Here is a 24,893-nt window from a genome sequence, read left to right as displayed (position 1 = left end):
TGCCGGGCGCCGGGGTGCTGGCGCCGCCGATCTACCCTAGAGCCGCCTGGGGGAGTCGCGCCGGGAGGTAGCGTTGTGCCATGACCACCGTCGATTTCTGGTTCGATCCCTCCTGCCCCTGGGCCTGGATGACCTCGCGGTTCGTGGACGAGGTGACTCCCGCCCGCGAGCTCGAGGTGCGCTGGCACATCATGAGCCTCGCCGTCCTCAACGAGGACAAGGACGTGGACGAGTCGTACCGCGCCTTCTTCCCGCGCGCGCTGCGCTTCACCCGCCTGGTCGCCGCGGTCGCCGCGCGCGAGGGAGAGCAGCACGTCAAGCCGCTCTACGACGCTCTCGGCACGCGGATCCACGTGGGCGGCCGGAAGGACGTCGACGCGATCATCGCCGAGTCGCTCGAGGAGGTCGGTCTCGACGCGGGGCTGGCCGCCTTCGCCGACACCGACGAGTACGACGAGCCGATGCGCGCCTCGCACTTCGACGGTATCGAGCGCGTCGGCCAGGACGTCGGCACCCCCGTCATCGCGATCGGGGACGTCGCCTTCTTCGGCCCCGTCCTCTCTCCGGCGCCCAAGGGCGAGCAGGCGCTCGCGCTGTGGGACGGCATCGTGGCCGCCGCCTCGTACGACGGCTTCTTCGAGCTGAAGCGCTCGCGCACCCGCGACCCGATCTTCGACTGAGCGCTCGGGCGCTACCCTGACATCCGGCCCGGCTCCCCGGGCGTCGAACAGTACTTCCGGAGGACGAGCGCGTGCGCATCCACATCGCAACGGACCACGCAGGGCTGGACTTCAGCCGGCACCTGATCGATCACCTCGGTGCTGCGGGCCACGAGGTCGTCGACCACGGACCGACGTCGTACGACCCGCTCGACGACTACCCGTCGTTCTGCATCAACGCGGCGGCGGCGGTCGTCCGCGACCAGGAGGCGGGCGTCGAGGCGCTCGGCATCGTCTTCGGCGGCTCGGGCAACGGCGAGCAGATCGCCGCCAATAAGGTCACCGGAGTGCGCGCCGCCCTCGTCTGGAGCCTCAGCACGGCCGTGCTCGCCCGCCAGCACAACGACGCCAACGTGATCTCGATCGGCGCCCGCCAGCACACGGTGGAGGAGGCGACCGGCTTCATCGACGCGTTCGTCGCCGAGCCGTTCTCGTTCGAGGAGCGGCACGTCCGCCGCATCGCGCAGCTCGCCGAGTACGAGGCCACCGGTGACATCGCCGGGCGCGTGGTCGACTCCGCCGTGAGCGGCCGCTAGGTGCCGGAGGGGCATTCCGTCCACCGGATCGCGCTGCAGTTCGAGCGCGACGTCGTCGGGCACCGGGTCGCGACCAGCAGCCCGCAGGGCCGTTTCGTCGAGGGCGCCGCGCTCCTCGACGGGCGCGAGGTCCTCGCGTCGACCGCGGTCGGCAAGCACCTCCTGCTGCGGTTCGAGGGCGACGCGACGCTGCACGTGCACCTCGGGCTCTACGGGGCCTGGGACTTCCTCGGTCACGTCTCACCGCTGTTCCCCGACGGCGAGGCCGGCAGCAGCATCGGGGCTCCCCGCCGGCGCCGGGCGGTCCGCCTGTCCGAGACGGAGCACGAGACCGACACCGACCTCGAGGAGTTCCCGCCGCCGCCGATCGGAGCGGTGCGGGTGCGCATCCGGACGGAGGAGACGGTCGCCGACCTGCGCGGCCCGACCGCGTGCGAGGTGATGGACCCCTCCCAGGTCGAGGCGCTGCTCGCCCGGCTCGGGCCCGACCCGGCGGACGACGACTCCGACGAGGCGCGCGATCGTTTCGTGAACCGCCTGCGCAAGACCGCGACTCCGGTCGGCCTCGTGCTGATGGACCAGTCGGTGGTCAGCGGGATCGGCAACATCTACCGCGCCGAACTGCTCTACCGGGCCGGCCTCGATCCGCACACTCCCGGCAAGCAGGTGCCGCTCGAGCTGGCGCGCGAGCTGTGGACCGACTGGGCGCTGCTGCTCGAGGACGGCATCCGCACCGGGATGATGATCACCCGCCGCGGACTCACGAAGACCGAGCGGTCCAAGGCCGTCAGGAGCCGTGCCGAGCGCAACTACGTCTACAAGCGCGAGGGGCTGCCCTGCCGCGTCTGCGGCACCAACGTCCTCATCGAGGAGATCGGCGCGCGCAAGCTCTACTGGTGCCCGGTGTGCCAGTCGTGACCGTCTGACCCTCGAGAGGACCCGATGCGCCAGAACCCGAGCTCCCTGCTCAGCGACACCGAGGGCGTCCGCGCCCGCCGGGACGCGCGATGAGCGGCGACCTGCTCCTGCGCGGCGCGCGGCTGCTCGGCGCGGACGAGCCGGTCTCGGTCCTCGTGCGCGACGGCGCGATCGCCGCGATCGGACCCGACGGCTCGCTCGCCGCGGATGAGGTGCGCGAGTTCGACGGCCGCTGGGTGATGCCGGGGCTCTGGGACGAGCACGTGCACTTCTCGCAGTGGTCGATGACGGCGCCGCGGCTCGACGTCTCGGCGGCGCAGTCGGCGAAGGAGGCGGTGGAGGCGGTCCGCGGGCGCCTCGCGTCCTCGACCGATACGAGCTCGACGCTGATCGGCTTCGGGTTCCGCGACGGTCTGTGGCCGGATCTGCCGACCACGACGCTGCTCGACGAGGCGGCGCCGGCGCACCCGGTCGTCCTCGTCAGCGGCGACCTGCACTCGGCGTGGGCGAACTCGGCGGCGCTGAAGCGCTACGGCTTCACTCCCCAGGACGACATCCTCCGCGAGGACTCGTGCTTCCGTCTCGTCGGAGCACTCGAGGCCCTCAGCGACGACGATCTGGACGACCTGGTCGACGTCGCGGCGCGCCGAGCGGCGGCGCGCGGAGTCGTGGGAGTCGTCGACCTCGAGATGAGCTGGAACGTCGGCGACTGGACGAGGCGGGTCGCCCGCGGCACCCGAGCGCTCCGGGTCGACACGGGCGTGTACCGCGACGATCTCGAGCGCGCGATCGCCGCGGGCCTGCGCACGGGCGACGAGCTCGCGGGCGGGGAGGGGCTCCTCCGGATGGGGCCGCTCAAGGTTCTGATCGACGGATCGCTGAACACCCGGACCGCGTACTGCACGCACCCCTACGAGGGCGAGGGCGCCGGCCGCGGGGTGCTGACCGTCGGACCCGACGAGCTCGACGGCCTGCTCGCGCGGGCCTGTGCCGCCGGGATCCGGCCGACCGTGCACGCCCTCGGTGACGCCGCTGTCTCGGTCGCGCTCGACTCCCTCGCGCGGGTCGGCGGTGGCCGGATCGAGCACGCCCAGCTGGTGGCGGCGGCCGACCTGCCCCGGTTCGCCGAGCTCGGCGTCGTCGCCGGAGTGCAGCCCGCCCACGCCCTCGACGACCGGGAGGTCGCAGAGCGGTACTGGCGCGGCCGGACCGACCGGGCGTTCGCCCTCCGCTCCCTCGTCGACTCCGGAGCGACCGTCGTCCTCGGTTCCGACGCGCCGGTCGCGCCGCTCGACCCGTGGGTCGCGATCGCGGCCGCCGTGGCGCGGGCACGGGCGTGCGAGGAGGCCTGGCACCCGGAGCAGCGCCTCACCGTCGAGGAGGCGCTCGTCGCGTCGGTTCGGGCGCGCCGCCTCCGCCCTGAGCACGGCGATCCCGCCGACCTCGTCGTCCTCGACCGCGACCCGCTCGCCTCCGACGCCGAGGAGCTGCGGACGATGCCGGTGGCCGCGACCCTCGTCGGCGGCCGCTTCACCCACGAGCTCTGACGCCTCCCGCGAGATACCCACGCGTGCGTGCCGGAGCAGCATGTCGCGGGGACGGACGGACGACGAACGGCCCGCCGGATCCGGGGATCCGACGGGCCGTTCGCGAGGGGGGAGTGCGCTCAGCTCTCGCTGACGTGGGCGAAGAGGAACCAGCGGTCCTTCTCGAGGCCGCGGCCGATCTCGATCGCGACGTCCTGGCTGCTCGCGTCGATGTCGGCGAGCTCGGCGATCGCGGTGTTGACCGTGGTGATCGCGACGTCCATCAGGTTGATGACCTCGACGATGGCGTTCTCGGAGCGCTGGAAGCCGGGGGTCAGCGGCTGGGTCTGCGTCGCGGCGGCGACGGTCTGGATGCGGGCGTCGACCGGGAGGCCGAGGGCGACGACGCGCTCCGCGGCGAGGTCGGCCCACTCGATGGCGTGCGCGACGATCGTGTCGAGCAGCTCGTGGACGCCGATGAAGTTGGCGCCGCGGACGTGCCAGTGCGCCTGCTTGCCGTTGACGGCGAGCGCGGTCATCTCGATGACGACCGGGCTGAGGAACTGAGCGACTCCGGATGCGACATCCGGGTTCGACGAGGTGAGCGACGTGACGGATGCAGTGGACATCGTCTTCCTTTCGAGAGGGGGTGACTGATCGTCAACTGTACGCCGCAGCCCAGCGCTCGCAAGGAAGCGGAGGCTCCGCTAACGCCGGAGAAGGGCAGGCTCGCCTGGGTGCGCACCCGCCTCCCGCCGCCCCTTCAGCGCCTCCTTCAGGGGGTCAGCCCCCGCGTCCGACCCGCCGTGCGCCGATACTCTCGAAACGGTGCCCGGCCCTCCGCCGAGCACGGGAGGAGAGTCGGATGAGCACTGCACCCTCCGCTCTCGCCGAGGCGAGCCGTGCCTACCTGCGCCTGTGGCGCGACCTCCCGCGCGAGGTGCTCGCCCTGCTGCTGGCCCTTCCGCTCTCCACCGTCGGCTCCCTCGCCGTGGGCGCCGCGCTGGTGCTGGCCTTCGGACTCGCGGGCCTGCTGATCGGGCTGGTCTTCCTCCCGCTCGCCCTCCTCGTCTCGCGCTTCTTCGCACGGATCGCCGCCGCCCTGGACTCGCTGGCGGGCCGTCCGAGCATCCCCGAGCCGCAGTGGCGGCGCGCACCCGCCTCGGTGGCTCCCGCGACCTTCTCGCTCTACGGACCGGTGATCGACGGCCACTACTGGCTGGCGCTCCTGCACACCCTGGTGGTCGCGCCGCTGCTCGCCCTGCTCTTCGCCACCGTCGTCGCGATCTGGATCTGGGCGGGGCTCGGCACCCTGGTCGCGATGCTCGACGGCTCGGGCGGCGGAGCGGCGGGCCTCGCCGAGTGGCTCGCCGCCCGCGCGACCGGCGTCCTCGGTCTCCCGGAGCCGCCGGCGGTCCTCATCGCCCTGGCCGGGGCGGCCATGGTCGTCCTCTTCGTCTCGACCCTTCCGTTCGTCACGCGCGGGCTGACCCTCGCCCGCTACCTGGTCGACCGGCTGCTGCTCGGCCCGTGGGGATCGGAGGCGCTGCAGCGCGAGGTGGCGGAGCTCAGCGCCTCCCGGGGTGCCGCGGTCGCGGCCGAGGACCGGGCGCTGCGGCAGCTCGAGCGCGACATCCACGACGGTCCGCAGCAGCGACTGATCCGGGTGCAGATGGACCTCGGGTCGGCGCGGAGTCGGGTCGGCACCGATCCCGAGGCGGCGGCGGTGCTGATCGACGAGGCGCGCGAGCACGTCAGATCGGCCCTGGACGAGCTGCGTGCGCTGTCCCGCGGAGTCGCGCCGCCCATCCTGCAGGACCGCGGGTTCGAGGCCGCGGTGCACTCGCTCGCGGTGATGAGCCCGGTCCCCGTGCAGGTCCTCACCGAGCACGCGATCGACGGCGTGCCTCCCGAGGTCGAGCGCAGCGTCTACTTCGTCGTGGCGGAGCTGCTCGCGAACGCCTCCAAGCACGCCTCGGCGCAGGCCGTGCGAGTGCACCTCGACGTGCGAGACGCCGGGGCTGCGGGGGAGCGCTGGCTCGACGTGTGGGTGATCGACGACGGAGTCGGCGGTGCCGCGCAGACGCCGGGCCACGGTCTCGAGGGGCTCGAGGGCCGTGTCCGCGGTCTCCGCGGGGTGCTCACCGTGGAGTCGCCCCCGGGCGGACCGACGACGATCGGGGTGCAAGTGCCCTTCCGGCCCGTGCCGCCCGATCCGTCCTGAGGCGGTACCGCTCCCGGCTCAGCGACCGAGCAGCGGCGGGCGCTCGGCATCGTACAGCGCCTTCACCTGGTCGGCGGTGAGCGCCGTGTCCCAGACCCGGATCTTGTCGAAGGTGCCCTGCGCGTAGTTCCCGGGCCCGCCCGAGAGCTCGACCGCCCCCACGGTGAAGTCACCCGGGGTGGGGTTGAGGCCCTCGGTGAAGACGTAGGGGTTCTTGGCGTAGGTGTTCTTCTTGTTGTCGGTGAACCGCGGATACTCGACGGCCGTGCCGTCGAGGTACGAGATCGCGGCGGCACCGTCGTAGGTCCCGACGTGGAGCTGCCAGCTGTACCTCGAGAACGTGTTGCCCGACGCGGAGTAGTCGCGGGAGTACGGGTAGCCGGGCGTCGGTCCGCCCGAGCGCGAGACGTGGAAGTTGGCCCGCTCGTCACCGCCGTAGGTGCCGAGGTCGTAGAACAGACCGTAGGAGCGGCTCGGGTTCGCGGCGTTCTCCTTCCACGAGCCCGCGACGAACCCCGTGTTGCTGTCGGTCATGTACACCCAGCTCGCGACGGTCACGGCGTTGCCGGTGGCGCCGATGGTCAGGCGGCCGGTGGACTCGGCCGGGATCCGCAGGTAGCTCGTCCCCGTCATGCGGATGCCGGTGCCCCAGGGGGTCGAGGTCCTCACGGCCTGGGTGCGTCCCGCCTGTACCAGCGGGAGGTCGTTCGCCGTCGAGTAGAAGGGGGCGGAGAGCTGGGAGAAGTCCCACTGGGCCAGGGGCGCGGGCACCCCGGGGGCGGGGGAGGGAGTCGGGCTCGCGGTGGGCGTGGGCGTCGCGGTCGGCGTGGGCGTCGCGGTCGGAGTCGGAGTCGGGGTCTGCGTCGGAGAGGCGGTCGGGGTCGGGCTCCTGGTCGGCGTCGGCGTCGCGGAGGCGGTCGGCGTCGGCGTCGGCGTCGCGGAGGCGGTCGGCGTCGCTGTGGGCGTCGCGGAGGCGGTCGGCGTCGCTGTCGGTGTCCGTGTCGGCGTAGGGGTGACGGTGGGCGACGGCGGTACAGCGACCACGGTCAGGGAGATCGTCCGGCTGCTCCCGATGTTGCCCGCCGCGTCGCGGGCCTTCGCGAGGACCGTGTGGGTCCCGACCGTCAGAGTCGAGGGTGAGGTGACGAGCACCCACTCACCGGCGCTGGTCTGGGCGGCGTTCCCCAGCCGGGTCGAGCCCGACCAGAAGGAGACGTTCGTCACGCCCACGTCGTCCGCCGCGGTGGCGGTCAACGTGGTCGTGCCGCCGACCGTCGCTCCGCTCGAGGGCGACGTGATCCCCGCGGTCGGCTTGACGGTGTCGGGCCGGGGCGAGCCGGTGGGCGCCGCGGTCGGCGTCGGAGCAGCGGTCGGCGAGGGCGTCGCGGTCGGCGTCGGCGACGCGGTCGGCGTCGGTCGGGGTGTCGGCGACGACGCGGTGGGCGACGGAGTCGGCGCGACCGTGGGTGTCGCGCCGGTCGTGGGCGTCGCTGACGGCACGGGCGTCGCGGTCGGGCTGGGTGCGGGCGTCGCGGAGGACGTCGGCCCCTGAGTCGGCGACGGGCTGGTCGTCGGTGTCGGCGAGGGAGTCGCGGCGTTCGCGACCGAGAAGCGGACGGTGGCGCTGTCCTTGATGTTGCCGGCGGCGTCGCGAGCCTTCGCGAGGAGGAGATGACTGCCGTCGGTCAGCGAGCGGGTGTCCAGGAGGAGCGTCCAGCCGTCGGGCTGGGCGGTCGCGTAGCCGAGTCGGCGCGAGCCCTCCCAGAACGAGACGACGGTGACCGCGACGTCGTCCGTCGCTCTCGCCTCCAGAGAGGTCGTCCCTCCGACGCTCGAGCCCGCTGTCGGCGCCGTGATGGTGACGGCGGGCTTCACGGTGTCGGGGGCGGCGACCGCCGTGCTCCCCGGCCCGGAGAGGGCGATCGGCACGACGAGGAGGGCGGCCAGCACTCCGATCAGCGTCGCGCGCCTGCCGGATCGATGCACTACGCCCCCTGTCGCCTCGACAGGAAGTCCTGACGCGAAATCAGCCTAGGAGAGGCGGCCTCGACGCCGCGCGCCCGGCGGGGGGACACAGGGTCACCGGGATGGAGCGCATTCTCAGACTCCGCCGTTCTCGCCGACGGAGACGGCGTCCGCGGAACGCACGGGGGCCGCCGACGACGGCTCCGCCGGCGAGAACGGGCCCCGGGCGGGGCCGTCCGGTCGCCCTATCCTGGGGTCGTGCCGCCCGCTGCTGTGATCCGTGTCGCCATCGCCGAGGACTCCGTGCTCCTGCGCGAGGGTCTCGTCCGACTCTTCGAGGACGCCGGCTTCGCCTCGGTCGGCGCGTACGGCGATGCCGTCGGACTCCTCGCAGCCCTCGCGGCCGCGCCGTCCTCGGTCGACGTCGCCGTCCTCGACGTGCGCATGCCGCCGACCTTCCGCGACGAGGGAGTGCGCGCCGCCCTCGAGATCCGGCGCCGACACCCGCGCGTCGCCGTGCTCCTCCTGAGCCAGTACGTCGAGGTCACCTACGCCCACGAGCTGCTCGGATCGGGCGAGGGCGGGATGGGCTACCTGCTCAAGGACCGGGTCGCCTCGGTCGACGAACTGCGCGACGCGGTCGAGCGCGTGTCCGCCGGCGGGACCGTTCTCGACCCGCAGGTGGTCGCGTCACTGCTGCAGAGCAACCGCGATCCGCTCGCCGGTCTCACCCCGCGCGAGCGCGAGGTGCTCGAGGCGATGGCCGAGGGACGGACCAACGCCGGGATCGCCTCCGCCCTGTTCATCGGGGTCGGGGCCGTCGAGAAGAACGTGACGTCGATCTTCCAGAAGCTGGGCCTGGAGGACTCGGGCTCCGACCACCGGCGGGTGCTGGCCGTGCTCGCCTGGCTGCGGAACGGCCGCTGACGCCCTAGGGGCTGCTGAACACGGGACCGCCGTCGCAGATCGTGCGATCAGGCCGAGCGGAGCACACGGGATCGTGCTCGACAGACCCTAGCCGAGCGCCGTGCGCTCCGTGTCGTAGAGCGCCTTGACCTGCGCGGGGGTGAGCGCCCTGTCCCAGACGCGGACCTTCGCGAACGTCCCCTGCGCGTAGTTCCCCGGCCCTGACGTGAGCTCGACCGCTCCGACCGTGAAGTCGCCGGCCTTCGGGTTCAGGCCCTCGGTGAAGAGGTAGGGGTTCTTGGCGTAGGTGCTGCCCTGGTTGTCGACGAAGCGCGGATACGCGACGGCGCTCCCGTCGAGGTACGAGGTCGCGTAGGTGCCGTCGTAGGTGCCGACGTGCAGCTGCCAGGTGTTGCGGGTGAAGAGGTTGCCCGACGCGGAGTAGTCGCGCGAGAAGGGGTAGCCCGGCGTCGCGCCTCCGGTGCGCGAGACGTGGAAGACGGAGCGCTCATCGCCTCCATAGAGACCGAGGTCGTAGAAGAGGCCGTACGAGCGGGTGGGGTTGCCCGTGTGCTCGGTCCACGACCCGGCGACGTAGCCGGTGCTGGCGTCCGTCATGTAGACCCAGCTCGCGACGGTCACGGCGTTGCCGCTGGCTCCGACGGTCAGCCGGCCGGTCGATTCGGCCGGGATGCGCAGGTAGCTCGATCCCGTCATCAGGATGCCCGAGCCCCAGGGGGTGCCGACGCTCGTCGCCTTGGTCCGGCCGGCCTGGAGGAGCGGGAGGTCGTTCGCGGTCGAGTAGTACGGCGCCGCTGGCTGGGTGAAGTCCCACTGGGCCAGCGGTGCGGGCACGGCGGGGTTCGAGGGCGCGGGAGTGGCGGTCGGGCCGGGCGTGGCGGTCGGACTCGCCGTGGGCGTCCGCGTGGGGGTGGGCGTGGCTGTCGGGGCGGGCGTGGCCGTCGGGGTGGGCGTTGCGGGGGGGCCCGGGGTCGCCGTCACTACGAGGGTGATCGAAGCGCTGCTCCCGATGTTGCCGACGGCGTCGCGCGCCTTCGCGATGATCGTGTGCGTCTTGACGGGGAGGATCGTGGCCGAGGTCACCAGGACCCACTCGCCCGCGCTGTTCTGCGTGGCATTGCCGACCCTCAGCGACCCCGACCAGAACGACACGGCGGTCACGGCGACATCGTCCGTCGCCGTCGCGACCAGGGTGGTGCTGCCCGAGACGCTCGTGCCGCTCGCGGGCGACACGATCCTCGCGGTGGGCTTAATGGTGTCGGGGCGGGGCGACCCGGTGCTTGTCGGAGCGGGGGTGGCGGTCGCGGTGGGCTTCGGAGTCGCGGTGGGAGTCGGAGTCGCGGTCGGGGTCGCGGTCGGGGTCGCGGTCGGCTTCGGGGTCGCCGTGGCGGTCGGAGTCGGAGTCGGAGTGGGAGTCGTGCCGGTGTTCGCGACCGAGAAGCGCACGGCGACGCTGTCGCGGAGGTTCCCCGCCGCGTCGCGCGCCTTCGCCACGACGACGTGCGAGCCCTCGGCGAGCGTGCGCGTGTCGAGAGGGAGCGACCAGGCCGACCCCTGCGCCGTGGCGTAGCCCAGTCGGCGCGACCCCTCCCAGAACGAGACCGCGGTGACGCCGACGTTGTCGGTCGCGGTGGCCTTGAGGGTCGTCGACCCGCCGAGGGTCGCCCCCGCGGTCGGAGCCGTGATCGAGACGGCCGGCTTCACCGTGTCAGCGGCGGCCACAGCGCTGCTGCCCGCCGAGAGCGCGAGCGGCACGACCAGGACCGCGGCGAGCAGTCCCACGGTCATCGCGCGCAGAGTCGGTCGTTGCATGTCGTTCCCCCCGGTGGAGTCGAGAGGCAGTCCCCCTGAACCGGGGACAGATCGCGACGTTCGTAGGATAGGACCCGCCGTCCTGTCGGCGCGAGCCCGAGGCGGTGACACGCCCGGAATCAGCCCCAGGAACAGGCGCGGCTCCATCGCTGTCGATTCCTCGTCACTGTCGATACTGGGAACTCCTCGGAAGGACCGTACCCATGACCTCGTCTCACGATCAGCCCCGACTACTCGATCTCGGCGCGGGCCGCTCGCCGATGCTGGCGGCCTCCGCGTGGGTCGCTCCGGGCGCGGTGCTCGTCGGCTCGGTCGAGCTGGGGGAGGAGTCGAGCGTCTGGTACGGCGCCGTCCTCCGCGCCGAGAGCGCCCGCATCCGTCTGGGCCGAGGCAGCAATCTGCAGGACGGTGTGGTGGTCCACGTCGATGCGGGGTTCGACACCACGATCGGTGCGGGCGTCTCCGTTGGGCACAACGCAGTGCTCCACGGCTGCATGCTCGAGGACGAGGTGCTCGTCGGCATGAACTCCACGGTGCTCAATGGGGCCGTCATCGGCACCGGTTCGCTCGTCGCCGCCGGGGCCGTCGTCCTCGAGGGCACGCGGGTCCCTCCGGGCTCGCTGGTGGCAGGTGTCCCGGCGAAGGTGCGACGCGAGCTGACGGAGGAGGAGCGCGCGGGGATCCGGCGCAATGCGGCCTCGTACATCGCCCTCGTCGATCTGCACCGCGGAGCGATGGCCGTTGACTGACTGATTCGGCGATCGGAGGTCCGGGCACTTGCCCGGGTGTGCGGACGCCGACAGACTCGGGCCGATCCGTCCCTTCGGATCCGGCGCCCCATCGCCGGTCTCCTCCGACCGCCGGCCGCCGTGCACCGCGCCACCTCCTTCGAGAGCAGTGACATGCCCGCCCCCGCCCACCGGCGACCGATCCGATCGCTCGTCGTGCTCGTAGCACTGCTGCTCCTCGGCAGCGCCGTCGCCGTGCCGGTCTCCGCCGCCGAGCCGCCCGCGATCTCCGTAGTCTCGTTCGGCGACTCCGTCACGCGCGGCACCGCGAGCTGCACCTCGAGGGCCGACTGCCCCGTCAACTCGTGGGCGACCGGATCCGCGCCGCTCGTCCGGTCGATCGCGACCAGGCTGCAGGAGGTGAATCCCGGCAGCGTCGTGACCGCGGAGAACTACGCCAAGAGCGGGAGCAGGATCAGCGCCGTGTCGGCGATGGTGACCGCAGCCGCAGGCGCGCGGCTCGAACCGGACTACGTCACGCTGCTGATCGGCGGCAACGACCTCTGCCACGGCGACCTCAAGGCGGCGGCCGACGGCTACACGATGACCACGACCGCCGCGTTCTCGGCGTCGGCCTCGAGCCTCCTGCGGCAGATCGGCACCACCTGGCCCGAGGCGACGATCCTTCTCGGCTCGTTGCCGGACGTCGCCTCGGAGTGGGCGGGCCTGCGGGGCGGACCCGCCGAGACCGCATGGCCGAAGAGCAAGCTGTGCCGGACGACCCGGGGCGTGACGTCCGAGAACGTGGCCTTGACCGGAGACGCCTACGCCGCCTCCTTGCTCGCGGCGGCCACCCGCACGAAGGACTTCAACTCCGCGCTCGCCGCGGCCTGCTCCGCGGTGGGCCCGCGCTGCGTCTGGGACGGTGGCGCCTTCACCGCGACACCGCTGACGCCCGACATCGTCTCGACGGTGGACTGGTTCCACCCGAACCCGCGCGGCCAGGCGCTGATCGCCGGCGTGCTCTGGGGGCCGGCGCCGGTGCCGGCGTGGGCCGTGCCCGAGGGGACGCAGGGCCCGACGCCCGTGCCGACCTCGAGCGGTCCGACGGCCGTGCCGACCGCTGTGCCGACTGCTGTGCCGACGGAGACCTCGACGGTCGCCCCGACCGCGGATCCGACCCCGACGCCGACGGCGACGTCCGCGCCCGCACCGACCGCGGCGCCGTCGGTCACGCCGACTCCGACACCGTCCGTCCCTGCGACGTCGTCATCGACTCCGTCTCCTGCTGCGACTCCGACCCCGTCGATCACGGCGACCCCCGCGCCCACCGTCTCGCCGACTCCTGTGGCCACGCCGTCGCCGACCGCCGCGCCGACCCCGTCGCCGACCGCCGCGCCGACCCCGTCGCCGACCACGGCTCCTGCGCCCACCGCCACGCCGTCGCCGACTGCGACTGCGACACCCACAGCGACCGCGGCGCCCACCCCGACGCGCACGCCCACGCCGACCGCGACCCCCTCCCGAGCGCCCTCGACCACGCCGACGCCCGTTCGCGACAGCACGGCACCCGTCGCGCGGATCACCAGCCCTGCCGCGGGGAGCACCGTGGTCGGCACCGTGACCCTCGTCGCGGTCTCCGACCCGGACACCGCCTCGCTCGTCTTCTGGACGGGCGGTGTCCGCATCGGGACGGCGAAGCAGGCGACCGACGGCACGTGGAGGCTGACCGTCTCGACCGCCGGATTCGCGAAGGGCCCGCACCCGGTGGTCGCCAAGCCGGTCGACCGGACCGGCAACGCCTCGACCAGCGCGCCGGTGACGCTGACGGTCCGCTGACCGCCGGCGCCGCCTCCGGCTCGCGGAACACGGTTCGGCTCGTGAGAAGCCGTTCGGCTCGCGGGAATCGACCGATTCGACGAGCCGAACGCGATTCCACGAGCCCGGGGTCGATCCGCGCCCGGAAACGGAGAGACCCCCGGCGAACCGGGGGTCTCTCTCCTGGGAGGGGCTGACGAGAATCGAACTCGCATCATCTGTTTGGAAGACAGAGGCTTTACCACTAAGCTACAGCCCCGAATTCGGCGGGCGATCGAGATCGCCGGCTGATCCGGTGGCGCCGGGCGGAGGTTCCCGCGTCGGCTCCCCCGAAACTGTAGTGCATCGCCGGAGCGGTCTCCACCGCGCCGAGCGCGGGACGGGTCCCCGGCGGCCGAGCCGCCGTGCAGTACACTTGCGAAGGCCATTTCGGCGTGTCGCGCGAGCGGACGGGCGGGAAGGGCTCGACGAGAGTCCTCATCGCGTGGACCACGGCCGGTACGGTCCGCTGGCCCGGGCACTCCGGGGCGTAGCTCAGCTTGGCTAGAGCGCCCGCTTTGGGAGCGGGAGGTCGCAGGTTCGAATCCTGTCGCCCCGACCACGAGAACTCATCGTGACGACCTCGACCCGTGACGACCCGTCATACGGCGCCGACACCAACCAGCACAGGAGATCCCCTCACGTGAAGACCACGGTAGAAAAGCTCAGCCCGACCCGCGTGAAGCTCGCGATTTCGGTCAGCCCGGACGAGCTCGGCCCGAGCATCAAGCACGCCTACGGACACATCGCCGAGCAGATCAACGTCCCCGGCTTCCGCAAGGGCAAGGTCCCGCCGGCCATCGTCGACCAGCGCGTCGGCAAGGCCGCCGTCCTCGAGCACGCGGTGAACGAGGGCCTCGACGGCTTCTACCGCGAGGCCGTCCGCGAGAGCGAGGTGCGCCCCCTGGGCCGCCCGCAGGCCGACATCGTGACCTGGCCCAGCGACAAGGACTTCACCGGCGACCTCGAGCTCGCCATCGAGGTCGATGTGCGGCCCGAGATCACCGTCCCCGACTACGACGGCATCGAGCTGACCGTGGACGCCGCCGAGGTCACCGACGTCGACGTCGACACCGAGCTCGACAACCTCCGCAGCCGCTTCGGCACGCTCGTCACGGTCGACCGGCCGGCGACCACGGGCGACTTCGCCCAGATCGACCTCATCGCGACGATCGACGGCGTCGAGGTCGACACCGCCAACGCGATCTCGTACGAGCTCGGCTCGGGCGAGCTCATCGAGGGCATCGACGAGGCGCTCGACTCGCTCACCGCGGGTGAGAGCACCACGTTCACCGCTCCGCTGCTCGGTGGCGACCACGCCGGCGAGCAGGCCGAGATCGCCGTCACGCTGACCGCGGTCAAGGAGCGCGAGCTCCCCGAGGCCGACGACGACTTCGCTCAGATCGCGAGCGAGTTCGACACCATCGCCGAGCTGCGCGAGTCGCTCAAGGAGCAGGCGTCGCAGCAGAAGGTCTTCGGCCAGGGCGGCCAGGCCCGCGAGAAGCTCGTCGAGGCGCTCCTCGCGCTCGTCGAGGTCCCCGTGCCGGCGTCGCTCGTCGAGGACGAGGTGCACCGCCACCTCGAGGGCGAGAACCGCCTCGAGGACGACGAGCACCGCGCCGAGGTCACCGAGGCCAGCGAGAAGACCTTCAAGACGCAGATCCTCCTCGACCACGTCGTCGAGCAGGAGAAGGTCCAGGTCAGCCAGGACGAACTCACGCAGTACCTGATCCAGGGTGCGGCGCAGTACGGCATGGAGCCGAACGAGTTCATCAGGATCCTGTCCGAGAACAACCAGATCGGCCAGATGGTCGGCGAGGTCGCCCGCAACAAGGCGCTCGCGATCGTCCTCGGCAAGGCGAAGGTCACCGACACCGAGGGCAACCCGGTCGACCTGACCAGCTTCACGGCCGTCCCCGGGGACGACGACGCGGCCGACGACGCCGACGAGTCGATCGAGGCGGGCACCGACGAGGTCGCCGAGACCGAGGCCGTCGCCGAGCCCGCCGCGGAGGAGGAGCCCGCTCCCGCTCCCAAGCGCAAGCGCGCACCGGCCAAGAAGAAGCCCGCCGCCGACGAGGCCGCCGCCGACGAGACCCCGGCCGCCGAGTAGCCGACGCGTCACCCCCTCCGAGAGCCGCTCCCGATCCGTCGGGGGCGGCTCTCGTCGTTCGCACAGGGGCGGGAATCCGCCCCGGGCGAACACCGGGGGCTCAGGCTCCGCCCCGGGCGAACACGGCCGGATCGGCCGGGGAGCGTCCGATAGATTCGCCTCCGAAGCGACAACTGAAACGGAGCTACACATGGCCGACATGGTTATGCCCAACAGTGTTTTCGACCGCCTGCTCAAGGACCGGATCATCTGGCTCGGTTCTGAGGTGCGCGACGAGAACGCGAACGAGATCGCGGCGAAGCTCCTGCTCCTCGCGGCAGAGGACGCCGAGAAGGACATCTTCCTCTACATCAACTCGCCCGGTGGCTCGATCACGGCGGGCATGGCGATCTACGACACCATGCAGTTCGTCCCGAACGACATCGTGACGGTCGGCATCGGCATGGCGGCGTCCATGGGTCAGCTCCTGCTCACCGCGGGGACCCAGGGCAAGCGCTACATCACGCCGAACGCCCGCGTCCTGCTCCACCAGCCGCACGGCGGCTTCGGCGGAACGGCGTCCGACATCCAGACCCAGGCGCAGCTCATCCTCGACATGAAGAAGCGCCTCGCCGAGATCACCGCCAAGGCGACCGGCAAGACCGTCGAGCAGGTCAACGAGGACGGCGACCGCGACCGCTGGTTCAGCGCCGAGGAGGCCCTGGCCTACGGATTCGTGGACCACATCCGCGCCTCCGCGACCGACGTCGCCGGCGGCGGCGGCACCGCCATCGACGACTGACGCACCAGACGAGCCGAGAGATCAGGAACAGACAATGACCATCCCCACCTTCGGCGGCACGGCGTTCGGCTCAGGTGCCGCGCCGAGCTCGCGCTACATCCTCCCCACGTTCGAGGAGCGCACGGCCTACGGCTACAAGCGCCAGGACCCCTACGCCAAGCTCTTCGAGGACCGCATCATCTTCCTGGGCGTCCAGGTCGACGACGCGTCGGCCGACGACATCATGGCGCAGCTGCTCGTCCTCGAGAGCCAGGACCCCGACCGCGACATCGTCATGTACATCAACTCGCCCGGTGGATCCTTCACCGCGATGACGGCGATCTACGACACGATGCAGTACATCCGTCCGCACATCCAGACGGTCGTGCTCGGTCAGGCCGCCTCGGCTGCCGCCGTGCTCACTGCGGCCGGCACGCCGGGCAAGCGCCTCGCCCTGCCGAACGCGCGCATCCTCATCCACCAGCCCGCCGTGCAGCAGGGCGGAGGCCAGGCCTCGGACATCGAGATCCAGGCCGCCGAGATCATGCGCATGCGCGAGTGGCTGGAGGAGACTCTGTCGCACCACTCGAACCGCACCCCGGCGCAGGTCAAGAAGGACATCGACCGCGACAAGATCCTCGGCGCGGACGACGCGCTCGAGTACGGTCTGATCGATCAGATCCTGACCAGCCGCAAGAGCCTCCCCGCTCTCACGGCGTAGTCGGGAGCCGAAGGGCCGGGAGGCGGAGCGATCCGCCGCCCGGCCCTTCGGCATGTCAGGAGTGCCGCGGAGCGCTCTCCGTACCCGATCGCCGTAGCAAACCGACACCGTCCGCGGCAATGGGCGCTGAAAGCGGCCCGCCTGCCGGGCCCGCGCGAGGGAGCGGCTAGGCTCGAACCAGAGATCGGCGGTCCCCGCAGACCGCGCGGGATCCGTGCCCCAGGGCGCACGACACGACCGACGAACCGACGCTCGCCGTCAAGACGCACGACAAGGAAGTGGGGCTCCCCGTGGCACGTATCGGAGAAAGCGCCGATCTGCTGAAGTGCTCGTTCTGCGGAAAGAGCCAGAAGCAGGTCCAGCAGCTCATCGCGGGCCCCGGCGTCTACATCTGCGACGAGTGCGTCGAGCTGTGCAACGAGATCATCGAGGAGCGCCTCTCGGAGTCGAGTGAGGAGACGAGTCACGAGTTCGACCTCCCGAAGCCGAAGGAGATCTTCGGCTTCCTCGAGGAGTACGTCATCGGCCAGGAGGCGGCGAAGAAGGCCCTCGCCGTCGCCGTCTACAACCACTACAAGCGCGTGCGGGCCCGCAACACGATCACCGCCGCCGATGCGATCCACGACGAGGTCGAGATCGCGAAGAGCAACATCCTGCTGATCGGCCCGACCGGCTGCGGCAAGACCTACCTCGCTCAGACGCTCGCGAAGCGGCTCAACGTGCCCTTCGCCGTCGCGGACGCGACCGCCCTCACCGAGGCGGGCTACGTCGGCGAGGACGTCGAGAACATCCTCCTGAAGCTCATCCAGGCCGCCGACTACGACGTCAAGCGCGCCGAGACCGGCATCATCTACATCGACGAGGTCGACAAGATCGCCCGCAAGGCCGAGAACCCCTCGATCACCCGAGACGTCTCGGGCGAGGGCGTGCAGCAGGCGCTGCTCAAGATCCTCGAGGGCACCGTCGCCTCGGTCCCGCCGCAGGGGGGTCGCAAGCACCCGCACCAGGAGTTCATCCAGATCGACACGACGAACGTGCTGTTCATCGTGGCGGGGGCGTTCGCCGGACTCGAGGACATCATCTCGTCGCGGGCGGGCAAGCGCGGCATCGGCTTCGGCGCCCCGCTGCACAACAAGGACGACGAGATCAACATCTTCAGCGAGGTCCTGCCCGAGGATCTGCACAAGTTCGGTCTGATCCCCGAGTTCATCGGGCGCCTCCCGGTCGTGACGACCGTCACGCAGCTCGACCAGCACGCGCTGATGCAGATCCTGACCGAGCCGCGCAACGCGCTCGTGAAGCAGTACCAGCGGATGTTCGAGATCGACGGGGTCGAGCTCGAGTTCGACCGCGGCGCGCTCGAGGCCATCGCCGACCTGGCCGTGCTGCGGCAGACCGGCGCCCGAGGGCTCCGCGCGATCCTCGAGGAGGTCCTCGGGCCGATCATGTTCGAGGTGCCGTCGTCGGACGAGGTCGCGCGAGTCGTCGTGACCCGCGCCGCGGTGCTCGACAACGCCGCCCCGACGATCGTCCCGCACGCCCCCCGTCGCCAGGAGAAGAGCGCCTGAGTCCGCTCGGCGCGTCCAGTTCGCGCCGATTGGCACGCTCCGGCGGCCGACTGCCGCCGACGGCGCTCCCTACTCTGGCGGAGCGCCTCGGATGGGCGCCCGTCGGTCGTTGATCGCGCGGAGACCGCGACCGGAGGCACACCATCGTCCAGCCGCTCCTCGCCGGGATCGTCGCCGCGCTCACCGGCTTCTCGAGCTCGTTCGCGATCGTCCTGGCCGGCGTCGTCGCGGTCGGGGCGACCGGCCGTCAGGCCGCATCGGGTCTGCTCGCGGTCTGCATCCTCCAGGGCGTCCTCTGCATCGCGCTGAGCGTCCGCTACCGGATCCCGGTCACCTTCGCCTGGAGCACCCCGGGCGCCGCCCTGCTCGCGGCCACGGCGACGCTGCCCGGGGGATTCGACCGGGCCGTCGGTGCCTTCCTGGTCGCCTCCGCTCTGCTCGTGGTGACGGGCCTGTGGCCGGCGCTCGGCAGGCTGGTCGGCCGGATCCCGCGCCCGATCGCGAACGCGATGCTCGCGGGGATCCTCTTCCCGCTGGTGCTGGCGCCGGTGCGCGCTGCGGTGGAGATCCCGCTGCTCGCTCTGCCGGTGATCCTGCTGTGGCTGATCCTGCTGCGCCTCCTGCCGCGCTGGGCGGTGCCCGCATCGATCGCCCTCGCTATCGTGCTGCTGCTCGTGACCGACGGAGGAGCGCTCGCCGGTGCTCCGCTGCTGCCGAGCCTCGAGTTCGTCACTCCCGTCTTCGAGATCGGCGCAGTCGTGGGCATCGGGCTGCCGCTCTACGTCGTCACCATGGCGGGGCAGAACATCCCCGGCATCGCCGTCCTCTCCAGCTTCGGCTACGAGGCCCCCTCGCGACCCGCGATCGTCTCGTCGGGAGCGCTGTCGGGAGTCGCCGCGGTGTTCGGCGGAGTGCCGATCAACCTCGCCGCGCTGAGCGCCGCGCTGACCGCGGGGCCGGAGGCGTCTCCGCTGCCCGAGAAGCGCTGGATCGCCTCCGTCAGCGCCGGTGCCTCTTATCTCGTGCTCGGTGCCGTCGCAGGAGCCGCCAGCGCGCTGGTCTCCTCCGCCAGCCCCCTCCTCATCGAGGCCGTCGCCGGCCTCGCGCTGCTCGGAGTCTTCGTCTCGGCGGTGCAGGGGGCGGTCGAGGACGCGAGCCTGCGCCTGCCGGCCGCGGCGACACTCCTCGTCACGGCGTCCGGAACGGCGATCGCCGGTATCGGCTCGGCCTTCTGGGGGCTGGTCGTCGGGCTCGTCGTGCTCGCCTGGCTCCGACCCCGCCGCGCGGCCTGAACGGTTCGGACCGCGCCGGTCGATCGGACCGGAGGGCGCCGCCCGATCAGACCAGGCCGCGGCGGCGCAGGAGCGGCTCGGTGCGCGCGTCGCGACCGCGGAACTCGCGGTAGGCGACGAGCGGATCGCGGGAGCCCCCGATGCCGAGGATCATCCGGCGGAACTGCTCGCCGGCAGCTCGGTCCAGTCCGCCGTTCTCGGTGAACCACTCGACCGTGTCGGCGTCGAGGATCTCGCTCCAGATGTAGGAGTAGTAGCCCGCCGAGTAGCCGCCCGAGAAGACGTGGGCGAAGTAGCTGCTGCGGTAGCGCGGGGGAACCGCGGGCAGGAGCAGACCCGCGTCGCCGAGCACCGTCGCCTCGAAGGCGGCGACGTCGCGCTCGGCCACCGGCGCCTCGAGCTCGTGCCAGGCGAGATCGAGCAGAGCGGAGGCGAGGTACTCGGCGGTCGCGAAGCCCTCGCCCCAGAGCGCTGCGGCCTCGAGCCGGGTGACGGTCTCGGCCGGCAGGGCCTCGCCGGTCTCGACGTGCCGGGCGTAGCGGGGCAGCAGCGTCGGCCAGCGCACCCACATCTCGTTGACCTGGCTGGGGAACTCGACGAAGTCGCGGAACACGCTCGTCCCGCCGAAGCGCGGGTAGCGCGTGGTCGCGAAGAGTCCGTGCAGAGCGTGACCGAACTCGTGGAAGAGCGTCTCGACCTCGTCGAGGCTGAGCAGCGCGGGGCGACCGGGCCCCGGGTCGCTGATGTTGAGGTTGTTGACGACCACGGCGGAGTCGCCCAGCAGCGTCGTTCGCGTCGACAGCGAGTTCATCCAGGCGCCGCCCCGCTTCGAGTCGCGGGTGAACGGGTCGAAGAGGAACAGCCCGAGCGGGGTCCCGCCCTCCTCGAGCACCTCGAACACGCGGACGTGCGCGCTGTAGCCGACGAGATCGCTCCGCTCCTCGAACCGGATGCCGTACAGGCCCTCGGCCGCGGCGAACACGCCCTCGCGGAGCACGCGCTCGAGCTCGAAGTAGAGGCGCAGCGCACTGGAGTCGACGGCGTAGCTCGCGGCCCGCACGCGCTCTTCGTAGTACGCGCGGTCCCAGGCCTCGAGGGCGAAGCGCGGGGCACCGGCGGCGTCCTGCTCGGCGTCGGCGAGCTCCTGCATCCGCTCGAGCTCGGCGCGGACGTTGCGCGCCGCGGGGACGGCGAGCTCCTCGAGCAGGGCGCGGACGCGCTCGGGAGAGCCGGCGGTCTGGCCCGAGATCACGAAGTGGGCGTGCGAGGAGAAGCCGAGCAGCTGCGCGCGCTCCGCGCGGAGGGCGGCGATCCGCTGCAGAGCCTCGCGGTTGTCGTGCTCGCCTCCCTCGCCCGCACGACCGACGGAGGCGCGGAGGATCCGCTCGCGGACCGCGCGGTCGCGGAGGCGGGCGAGCCAGGGGTGACCGGAGTACAGCGGCAGGGTGACCAGGTGCCCCTCGAGCCCGCGCTCGGCGGCGGCGCGGGCGGCCGCGGCGATCTCGGAGGCGTCGAGGCCGTCGAGCTCGGCGGCGGAGTCGAGCAGCACCGCCCGCTCGTTCGTCTCGGCCAGCAGGTTCTTCTCGAAGCGGGTGGTCAGGGCCGAGAGCTGCTCGTTGAGGATGCTCAGCCGCGCCTTGTCCTCCTCGTCGAGCAGAGCGCCGGCGCGCTCGAAGCGGGTCAGCACGCGCTCGAGCAGGTAGGCGGTCTCGGGGTCGAGGTCGAGTTCCGGCGCCCGGTCGGCCAGGAGTCGGAGGCGCGCCACGAGTCGAGGGTCGAAGGTGATCGCGTCGTCGTGCGCCGAGAGCAGCGGCGCCAGCTCCTCCTCGAGGGCGTCGGTGAGCTCGGTGCGGTCGGACGCGCTGACGGTGAAGAAGACCGCGCTCACCCGGCGGAGCGCGCGTCCGGAGCGCTCGAGAGCGACGAGCGTGTTCTCGACGGTGGGCTCGTCCGGCGAGCCGGCGACGGCCTCGATCTCGGCGCGGTGCCGGCGCAGCGCCTCCTCGAACGCCTCCCGGTAGGCGCCGGCGTCGACCGCCGCGAAATCCGGCAGCCCGTGCGGCAGGATGCTCGGCTCCAGCAGGACGGCGACGTTCTCGGGGGCGCTCATCCTGCGAGCCTACGGGCGCCGACCCCATGCTGGTCGAGTAGCCCCGCAGGGGCGTACCGAGACCCGCCGGCGTCAACAGGGGGCTTCTGCCCTGTTCTTCTGACGAACGTGGATCTCGATACGCCCGCTGCGCGGGCTACTCGATCAGCAAGGCTGCCAGCAGCCCTCAGCCCCAGTCGTCGTCGTCGTCCTCGCCCTCGACGCGGCCCTGCGGCTGCGTGATGTACGCCGCGTCCTCGTCGGGCTTGTAGGTGATCGTCGTCCCGTCGTCGAGCTCGAGCACCGGCTTGCCCTCGAGCCAGGTCAGCTGCCAGCGCCAGTCGGAGGCGTCGGTGCCGGAGGAGCCCAGCTCCTCCTCGACATCCTGAATCGCGGTCACCACGATCTCGGGCAGGGTCTGGGGCGGCTGCGCGCCGACGGGCCAGCGGGTTCCGAGCTGCATGGGGGATTTCCTCTCGTCAGGACGATGGCGCGAGAGGCCGCCCGGAGGCGGCCCCACGCGAACGACTACTCGGTCTCGAGCTCGATCTCGACCGCCAGTGTCGCACCCTCGACGACCTCGAGCTCGGCGATCCGGCCGACCGCGGCGAGGTCGGCGGCGGCGAGCCGCAGGGGCGCCACCAGCTCGGCGGGCGCGGTCACGACGGCCCTGCGCGCAGGCGTCTTCTGCGAGGCCTTCGCATCGGTCTTGGCGCGGCGCACGGCGGTGAGCACCGAGCTGGCCGCCGACAGCACGACGGGGTCGCCGCCGAGCCCGCCCGCCTCGGGCCACGCCTGGACGTGCACCGACCCGTCGTGCGACCACGACCAGGTCTCCTCGGTCGCGAACGGGATGAACGGGGCGAAGAGCCGCTGCAGCACGTCGAGCGCGAGGTGCAGCGCGGCCGCCGCCGAGGCGCCGTCCTCGCCGTAGGCGCGCTCCTTGACCAGCTCGAGGTAGTCGTCGCAGAAGGTCCAGAAGAACGCCTCGGTCGTCTCGAGCGCGCGGGCGTGGTCGTAGTTCTCGAGCGCGGTCGTCGCCTCCGTCACGACCCGGTCGAGGGTCGCGAGCATGCTGAGGTCGAGCGGATCCGTGATCTCGGCGCCCTCGGCCGGCACCGCGAACCCGTGGATGAACTTGGCCGCGTTGAGCACCTTGATCGCCAGGCGCCGCCCGATCTTGATCTGCGTCGGGTTCTGCGGATCGAACGCCGCATCGGTGCCGAGGCGCGACGAGGCCGCCCAGTAGCGCACCGCGTCCGAGCCGTGCTGCTCGAGCATGCCCGCCGGGGTGACGACGTTGCCCTTCGACTTCGACATCTTCTTGCGGTCGGGATCGACGATGAAGCCCGAGACGGTGGCGTTGCTCCACGGGGCCCGCCCGTCCTCGAGCTGCGAGCGCAGGAGAGTCGAGAAGAGCCAGGTGCGGATGATGTCCTGGCCCTGGGGGCGCAGATCGTAGGGCGCGACGAGCTGCCAGAGCTCGTCGTCGCGCTCCCACCCGCCGGCCAGCTGCGGCGTGAGCGACGACGTCGCCCAGGTGTCCATCACGTCGAGCTCGCCCTGGAAGCCGCCGGGGACGCCGCGCTGGTCCTCGGAGTAGCCGGGCGCCGCATCGGAGGAGGGATCGACGGGCAGCGTCGACTCCTCCGGCACGATCGGGGCGTCGAACACCGGGTTGCCGTCGCCGTCGAGCGGGTACCAGACCGGGATGGGCACGCCGAAGAAGCGCTGGCGGGAGATCAGCCAGTCGCCCGAGAGGCCGTTGACCCAGTTCTCGTAGCGGACCCGCATGAACTCGGGCACGAAGCGCACGTCGCGGCCGAGCTCGAGCAGGCGCGCCTTGAGGTCGGCGTCGCGAGCGCCGTTGCTGATGTACCACTGCCGGGTCGACACGATCTCGAGCGGCTTGTCGCCCTTCTCGAAGAACTTGACCTGGTGCGTGATCGGGCGGGGATCGCCGACCATCTCGCCCGACTCCTGGAGCAGCGCGACCACGGCCTGCTTGGCCGAGAAGACGGTCTTGCCCGCGAGCTGCTCGTACGCGGCACGGCCCGCCTCGCTCGTGATGACCGCCGGCGCCTCCGAGACGATGCGGCCGTCGAAGCCGAGGATCGCCCGGTTGGGCAGGTCGAGCTCGCGCCACCAGACGACGTCGGTCACGTCGCCGAAGGTGCAGATCATCGCGATGCCCGATCCCTTGTCCTTCTGCGCGAGGTGGTGCGCGAGCACGGGCACCTCGACGTCGAAGAGCGGGGTGCGCACGGTGGTGCCGAACAGCGCCTGGTAGCGCTCGTCGTCCGGGTGCGCCACGAGGGCGACGCAGGCGGGGAGGAGCTCGGGCCGCGTGGTCTCGATGAAGACGTCCTCGGCGCCGTGGAAGGCGATGCGGTGGTAAGCGCCGGGCTGGTCCTTGTCCTCGAGCTCGGCCTGGGCGACCGCGGTCCGGAAGGTGATGTCCCAGAGAGTCGGAGCCTGCGCCTGGTAGGCCTCGCCGCGGGCGAGGTTGCGCAGGAAGGCGCGCTGCGAGGCGGCCTGCGACTCCTCGCCGATGGTGCGGTAGCTCTGCGTCCAGTCGACCGAGAGGCCGAGGGTGCGCCAGAGGTCCTCGAACTGCTTCTCGTCCTCGACGGTCAGCCGCTCGCACAGCTCGATGAAGTTGCGGCGCGAGATCGGCTTCTGATCGGCCGCCTTGCTGCTCTTGTTGTCGCCGCCCTCGAACGGAGGCGTGAAGCCGGCCTCGTAGGGCAGGGTCGGGTCGCAGCGCACCCCGTAGTAGTTCTGCACCCGGCGCTCGGTCGGCAGTCCGTTGTCGTCCCAGCCCATCGGGTAGAAGACGCTCCGGCCGCGCATGCGCTGGAACCGGGCGACGACGTCGGTGTGCGTGTACGAGAAGACGTGGCCGATGTGCAGCGAGCCCGAGGCGGTGGGCGGCGGGGTGTCGATCGAGTAGACGTCGTCGCGGGTGAGCCCGGTGCGGTCGAACCGGTAGGTCCCGTCGGTCTGCCAGACGAGGCCCCACTTGCTCTCGAGCCCCTCGAGGGCGGGCTTGGCGGGGAGGTGCTCGGCGGAAGTCATGGTTCTCCGGTTCGATATGGGCGGCACCGTGTCGGTGGTGATGATGCCTGGATGGGGGCG

Annotated in this window: 19 protein-coding genes and 2 tRNA genes; 14 read left to right on the top strand and 7 right to left on the bottom strand. The window is 71.8% G+C overall.

Going from position 1 to position 24,893, the window contains the following annotated elements:
• The first annotated feature begins 80 nt into the window (after nt 1–80).
• The 4 genes from GRS92_RS04780 to GRS92_RS04765 all read left to right on the top strand — a co-directional run bounded on the left by GRS92_RS04780 (nt 81) and on the right by GRS92_RS04765 (nt 3,720).
• Nucleotides 81–680, top strand: a complete 600-nt coding sequence (locus tag GRS92_RS04780) for a mycothiol-dependent nitroreductase Rv2466c family protein (RefSeq protein WP_159853798.1) — start codon at nt 81–83, stop codon at nt 678–680.
• A 71-nt stretch (nt 681–751) separates the two neighbouring features.
• Complete coding sequence (locus GRS92_RS04775; protein WP_159853796.1) at nt 752–1,255, top strand: ribose-5-phosphate isomerase; 504 nt, start codon at nt 752–754, stop codon at nt 1,253–1,255.
• Nucleotides 1,256–2,173, top strand: a complete 918-nt coding sequence (locus tag GRS92_RS04770; protein ID WP_159853794.1) for an Fpg/Nei family DNA glycosylase — start codon at nt 1,256–1,258, stop codon at nt 2,171–2,173.
• A gap of 89 nt (nt 2,174–2,262) precedes the next feature.
• Nucleotides 2,263–3,720 (top strand): amidohydrolase, encoded by a 1,458-nt coding sequence (locus GRS92_RS04765; RefSeq protein ID WP_159853792.1) that lies wholly within the window; start codon nt 2,263–2,265, stop codon nt 3,718–3,720.
• A 119-nt stretch (nt 3,721–3,839) separates the two neighbouring features.
• Here the strand turns inward: GRS92_RS04765 and GRS92_RS04760 are convergent, their stop codons facing one another.
• A complete protein-coding gene (locus GRS92_RS04760) occupies nt 3,840–4,328 on the bottom strand; it encodes a Dps family protein (RefSeq protein WP_159853790.1) in 489 nt (162 codons plus the stop codon).
• A gap of 236 nt (nt 4,329–4,564) precedes the next feature.
• On the opposite strand from GRS92_RS04760, the gene GRS92_RS04755 reads away from it, so the two are divergent.
• A complete protein-coding gene (locus tag GRS92_RS04755) occupies nt 4,565–5,923 on the top strand; it encodes a sensor histidine kinase (protein WP_159853788.1) in 1,359 nt (452 codons plus the stop codon).
• 18 nt (nt 5,924–5,941) lie between these two features.
• Here the strand turns inward: GRS92_RS04755 and GRS92_RS04750 are convergent, their stop codons facing one another.
• The gene (locus GRS92_RS04750; protein ID WP_159853786.1) at nt 5,942–7,909 is read right to left on the bottom strand and encodes an Ig-like domain-containing protein; all 1,968 of its coding nucleotides are present in this window, start codon (nt 7,907–7,909) and stop codon (nt 5,942–5,944) included.
• Between the two features lie 237 nt (nt 7,910–8,146).
• On the opposite strand from GRS92_RS04750, the gene GRS92_RS04745 reads away from it, so the two are divergent.
• Nucleotides 8,147–8,815 (top strand): response regulator transcription factor, encoded by a 669-nt coding sequence (locus GRS92_RS04745; protein ID WP_159853784.1) that lies wholly within the window; start codon nt 8,147–8,149, stop codon nt 8,813–8,815.
• An 87-nt stretch (nt 8,816–8,902) separates the two neighbouring features.
• Here the strand turns inward: GRS92_RS04745 and GRS92_RS04740 are convergent, their stop codons facing one another.
• A complete protein-coding gene (locus GRS92_RS04740) occupies nt 8,903–10,627 on the bottom strand; it encodes an Ig-like domain-containing protein (RefSeq protein ID WP_159853782.1) in 1,725 nt (574 codons plus the stop codon).
• Between the two features lie 203 nt (nt 10,628–10,830).
• Between GRS92_RS04740 and GRS92_RS04735 the strand changes: the two genes are divergently transcribed.
• Together GRS92_RS04735 and GRS92_RS04730 are read left to right on the top strand one after the other, a co-directional pair.
• Nucleotides 10,831–11,376 carry a gamma carbonic anhydrase family protein gene (locus tag GRS92_RS04735; protein ID WP_159853780.1) on the top strand — a complete coding sequence of 182 codons (546 nt, stop codon included), beginning with the start codon at nt 10,831–10,833 and terminating at the stop codon, nt 11,374–11,376.
• A gap of 153 nt (nt 11,377–11,529) precedes the next feature.
• Nucleotides 11,530–13,194 carry a GDSL-type esterase/lipase family protein gene (locus GRS92_RS04730; protein ID WP_159853779.1) on the top strand — a complete coding sequence of 555 codons (1,665 nt, stop codon included), beginning with the start codon at nt 11,530–11,532 and terminating at the stop codon, nt 13,192–13,194.
• 167 nt (nt 13,195–13,361) lie between these two features.
• Here GRS92_RS04730 and GRS92_RS04725 read toward each other — a convergent pair.
• A tRNA-Gly gene (locus GRS92_RS04725) sits at nt 13,362–13,432 on the bottom strand.
• Between the two features lie 264 nt (nt 13,433–13,696).
• Here GRS92_RS04725 and GRS92_RS04720 point away from each other — a divergent pair.
• The 6 genes from GRS92_RS04720 (at nt 13,697) to GRS92_RS04695 (ending at nt 19,666) form a co-directional block, all read left to right on the top strand.
• A tRNA-Pro gene (locus GRS92_RS04720) sits at nt 13,697–13,774 on the top strand.
• Nucleotides 13,775–13,855: 81 nt separating this feature from the next.
• Nucleotides 13,856–15,325: a trigger factor gene (gene tig / locus GRS92_RS04715; RefSeq protein WP_159853778.1), complete on the top strand. Its 1,470-nt coding sequence runs from the start codon at nt 13,856–13,858 to the stop codon at nt 15,323–15,325.
• Nucleotides 15,326–15,515: 190 nt separating this feature from the next.
• Complete coding sequence (locus tag GRS92_RS04710; protein ID WP_085475767.1) at nt 15,516–16,106, top strand: ATP-dependent Clp protease proteolytic subunit; 591 nt, start codon at nt 15,516–15,518, stop codon at nt 16,104–16,106.
• Nucleotides 16,107–16,140: 34 nt separating this feature from the next.
• Nucleotides 16,141–16,806 carry an ATP-dependent Clp protease proteolytic subunit gene (locus tag GRS92_RS04705; protein ID WP_159853777.1) on the top strand — a complete coding sequence of 222 codons (666 nt, stop codon included), beginning with the start codon at nt 16,141–16,143 and terminating at the stop codon, nt 16,804–16,806.
• 290 nt (nt 16,807–17,096) lie between these two features.
• Nucleotides 17,097–18,374 (top strand): ATP-dependent Clp protease ATP-binding subunit ClpX, encoded by a 1,278-nt coding sequence (gene clpX, locus GRS92_RS04700; RefSeq protein ID WP_056044578.1) that lies wholly within the window; start codon nt 17,097–17,099, stop codon nt 18,372–18,374.
• Nucleotides 18,375–18,517: 143 nt separating this feature from the next.
• Nucleotides 18,518–19,666, top strand: a complete 1,149-nt coding sequence (locus GRS92_RS04695) for a benzoate/H(+) symporter BenE family transporter (protein ID WP_159854092.1) — start codon at nt 18,518–18,520, stop codon at nt 19,664–19,666.
• A gap of 46 nt (nt 19,667–19,712) precedes the next feature.
• On the opposite strand, the gene GRS92_RS04690 is transcribed toward GRS92_RS04695, so the two are convergent.
• The 3 genes from GRS92_RS04690 to valS form a co-directional block, all read right to left on the bottom strand.
• Nucleotides 19,713–21,776: a M3 family metallopeptidase gene (locus GRS92_RS04690; protein ID WP_159853776.1), complete on the bottom strand. Its 2,064-nt coding sequence runs from the start codon at nt 21,774–21,776 to the stop codon at nt 19,713–19,715.
• 166 nt (nt 21,777–21,942) lie between these two features.
• Nucleotides 21,943–22,218: a hypothetical protein gene (locus GRS92_RS04685; protein WP_159853775.1), complete on the bottom strand. Its 276-nt coding sequence runs from the start codon at nt 22,216–22,218 to the stop codon at nt 21,943–21,945.
• A 65-nt stretch (nt 22,219–22,283) separates the two neighbouring features.
• The gene (gene valS, locus GRS92_RS04680; RefSeq protein WP_159853774.1) at nt 22,284–24,833 is read right to left on the bottom strand and encodes a valine--tRNA ligase; all 2,550 of its coding nucleotides are present in this window, start codon (nt 24,831–24,833) and stop codon (nt 22,284–22,286) included.
• Nucleotides 24,834–24,893 lie beyond the last annotated feature (60 nt).

Source organism: Rathayibacter sp. VKM Ac-2754, assembly GCF_009807095.1.
Classification (GTDB): Bacteria; Actinomycetota; Actinomycetes; order Actinomycetales; family Microbacteriaceae; genus Rathayibacter.
This window is presented reverse-complemented; position numbering and strand designations above follow the sequence as displayed.

Coding starts and splice junctions, on each gene's coding strand:
- GRS92_RS04780 (WP_159853798.1), top strand. CDS start 81: ATGACCACCGTCGATTTCTGGTTCGATCCCTCCTGCCCCTGGGCCTGG.
- GRS92_RS04765 (WP_159853792.1), top strand. CDS start 2,263: ATGAGCGGCGACCTGCTCCTGCGCGGCGCGCGGCTGCTCGGCGCGGAC.
- GRS92_RS04760 (WP_159853790.1), bottom strand. CDS start 4,328: ATGTCCACTGCATCCGTCACGTCGCTCACCTCGTCGAACCCGGATGTC.
- GRS92_RS04755 (WP_159853788.1), top strand. CDS start 4,565: ATGAGCACTGCACCCTCCGCTCTCGCCGAGGCGAGCCGTGCCTACCTG.
- GRS92_RS04740 (WP_159853782.1), bottom strand. CDS start 10,627: ATGCAACGACCGACTCTGCGCGCGATGACCGTGGGACTGCTCGCCGCG.
- GRS92_RS04735 (WP_159853780.1), top strand. CDS start 10,831: ATGACCTCGTCTCACGATCAGCCCCGACTACTCGATCTCGGCGCGGGC.
- GRS92_RS04730 (WP_159853779.1), top strand. CDS start 11,530: ATGCCCGCCCCCGCCCACCGGCGACCGATCCGATCGCTCGTCGTGCTC.
- GRS92_RS04710 (WP_085475767.1), top strand. CDS start 15,516: ATGGCCGACATGGTTATGCCCAACAGTGTTTTCGACCGCCTGCTCAAG.
- GRS92_RS04705 (WP_159853777.1), top strand. CDS start 16,141: ATGACCATCCCCACCTTCGGCGGCACGGCGTTCGGCTCAGGTGCCGCG.
- GRS92_RS04690 (WP_159853776.1), bottom strand. CDS start 21,776: ATGAGCGCCCCCGAGAACGTCGCCGTCCTGCTGGAGCCGAGCATCCTG.
- GRS92_RS04685 (WP_159853775.1), bottom strand. CDS start 22,218: ATGCAGCTCGGAACCCGCTGGCCCGTCGGCGCGCAGCCGCCCCAGACC.
- valS (WP_159853774.1), bottom strand. CDS start 24,833: ATGACTTCCGCCGAGCACCTCCCCGCCAAGCCCGCCCTCGAGGGGCTC.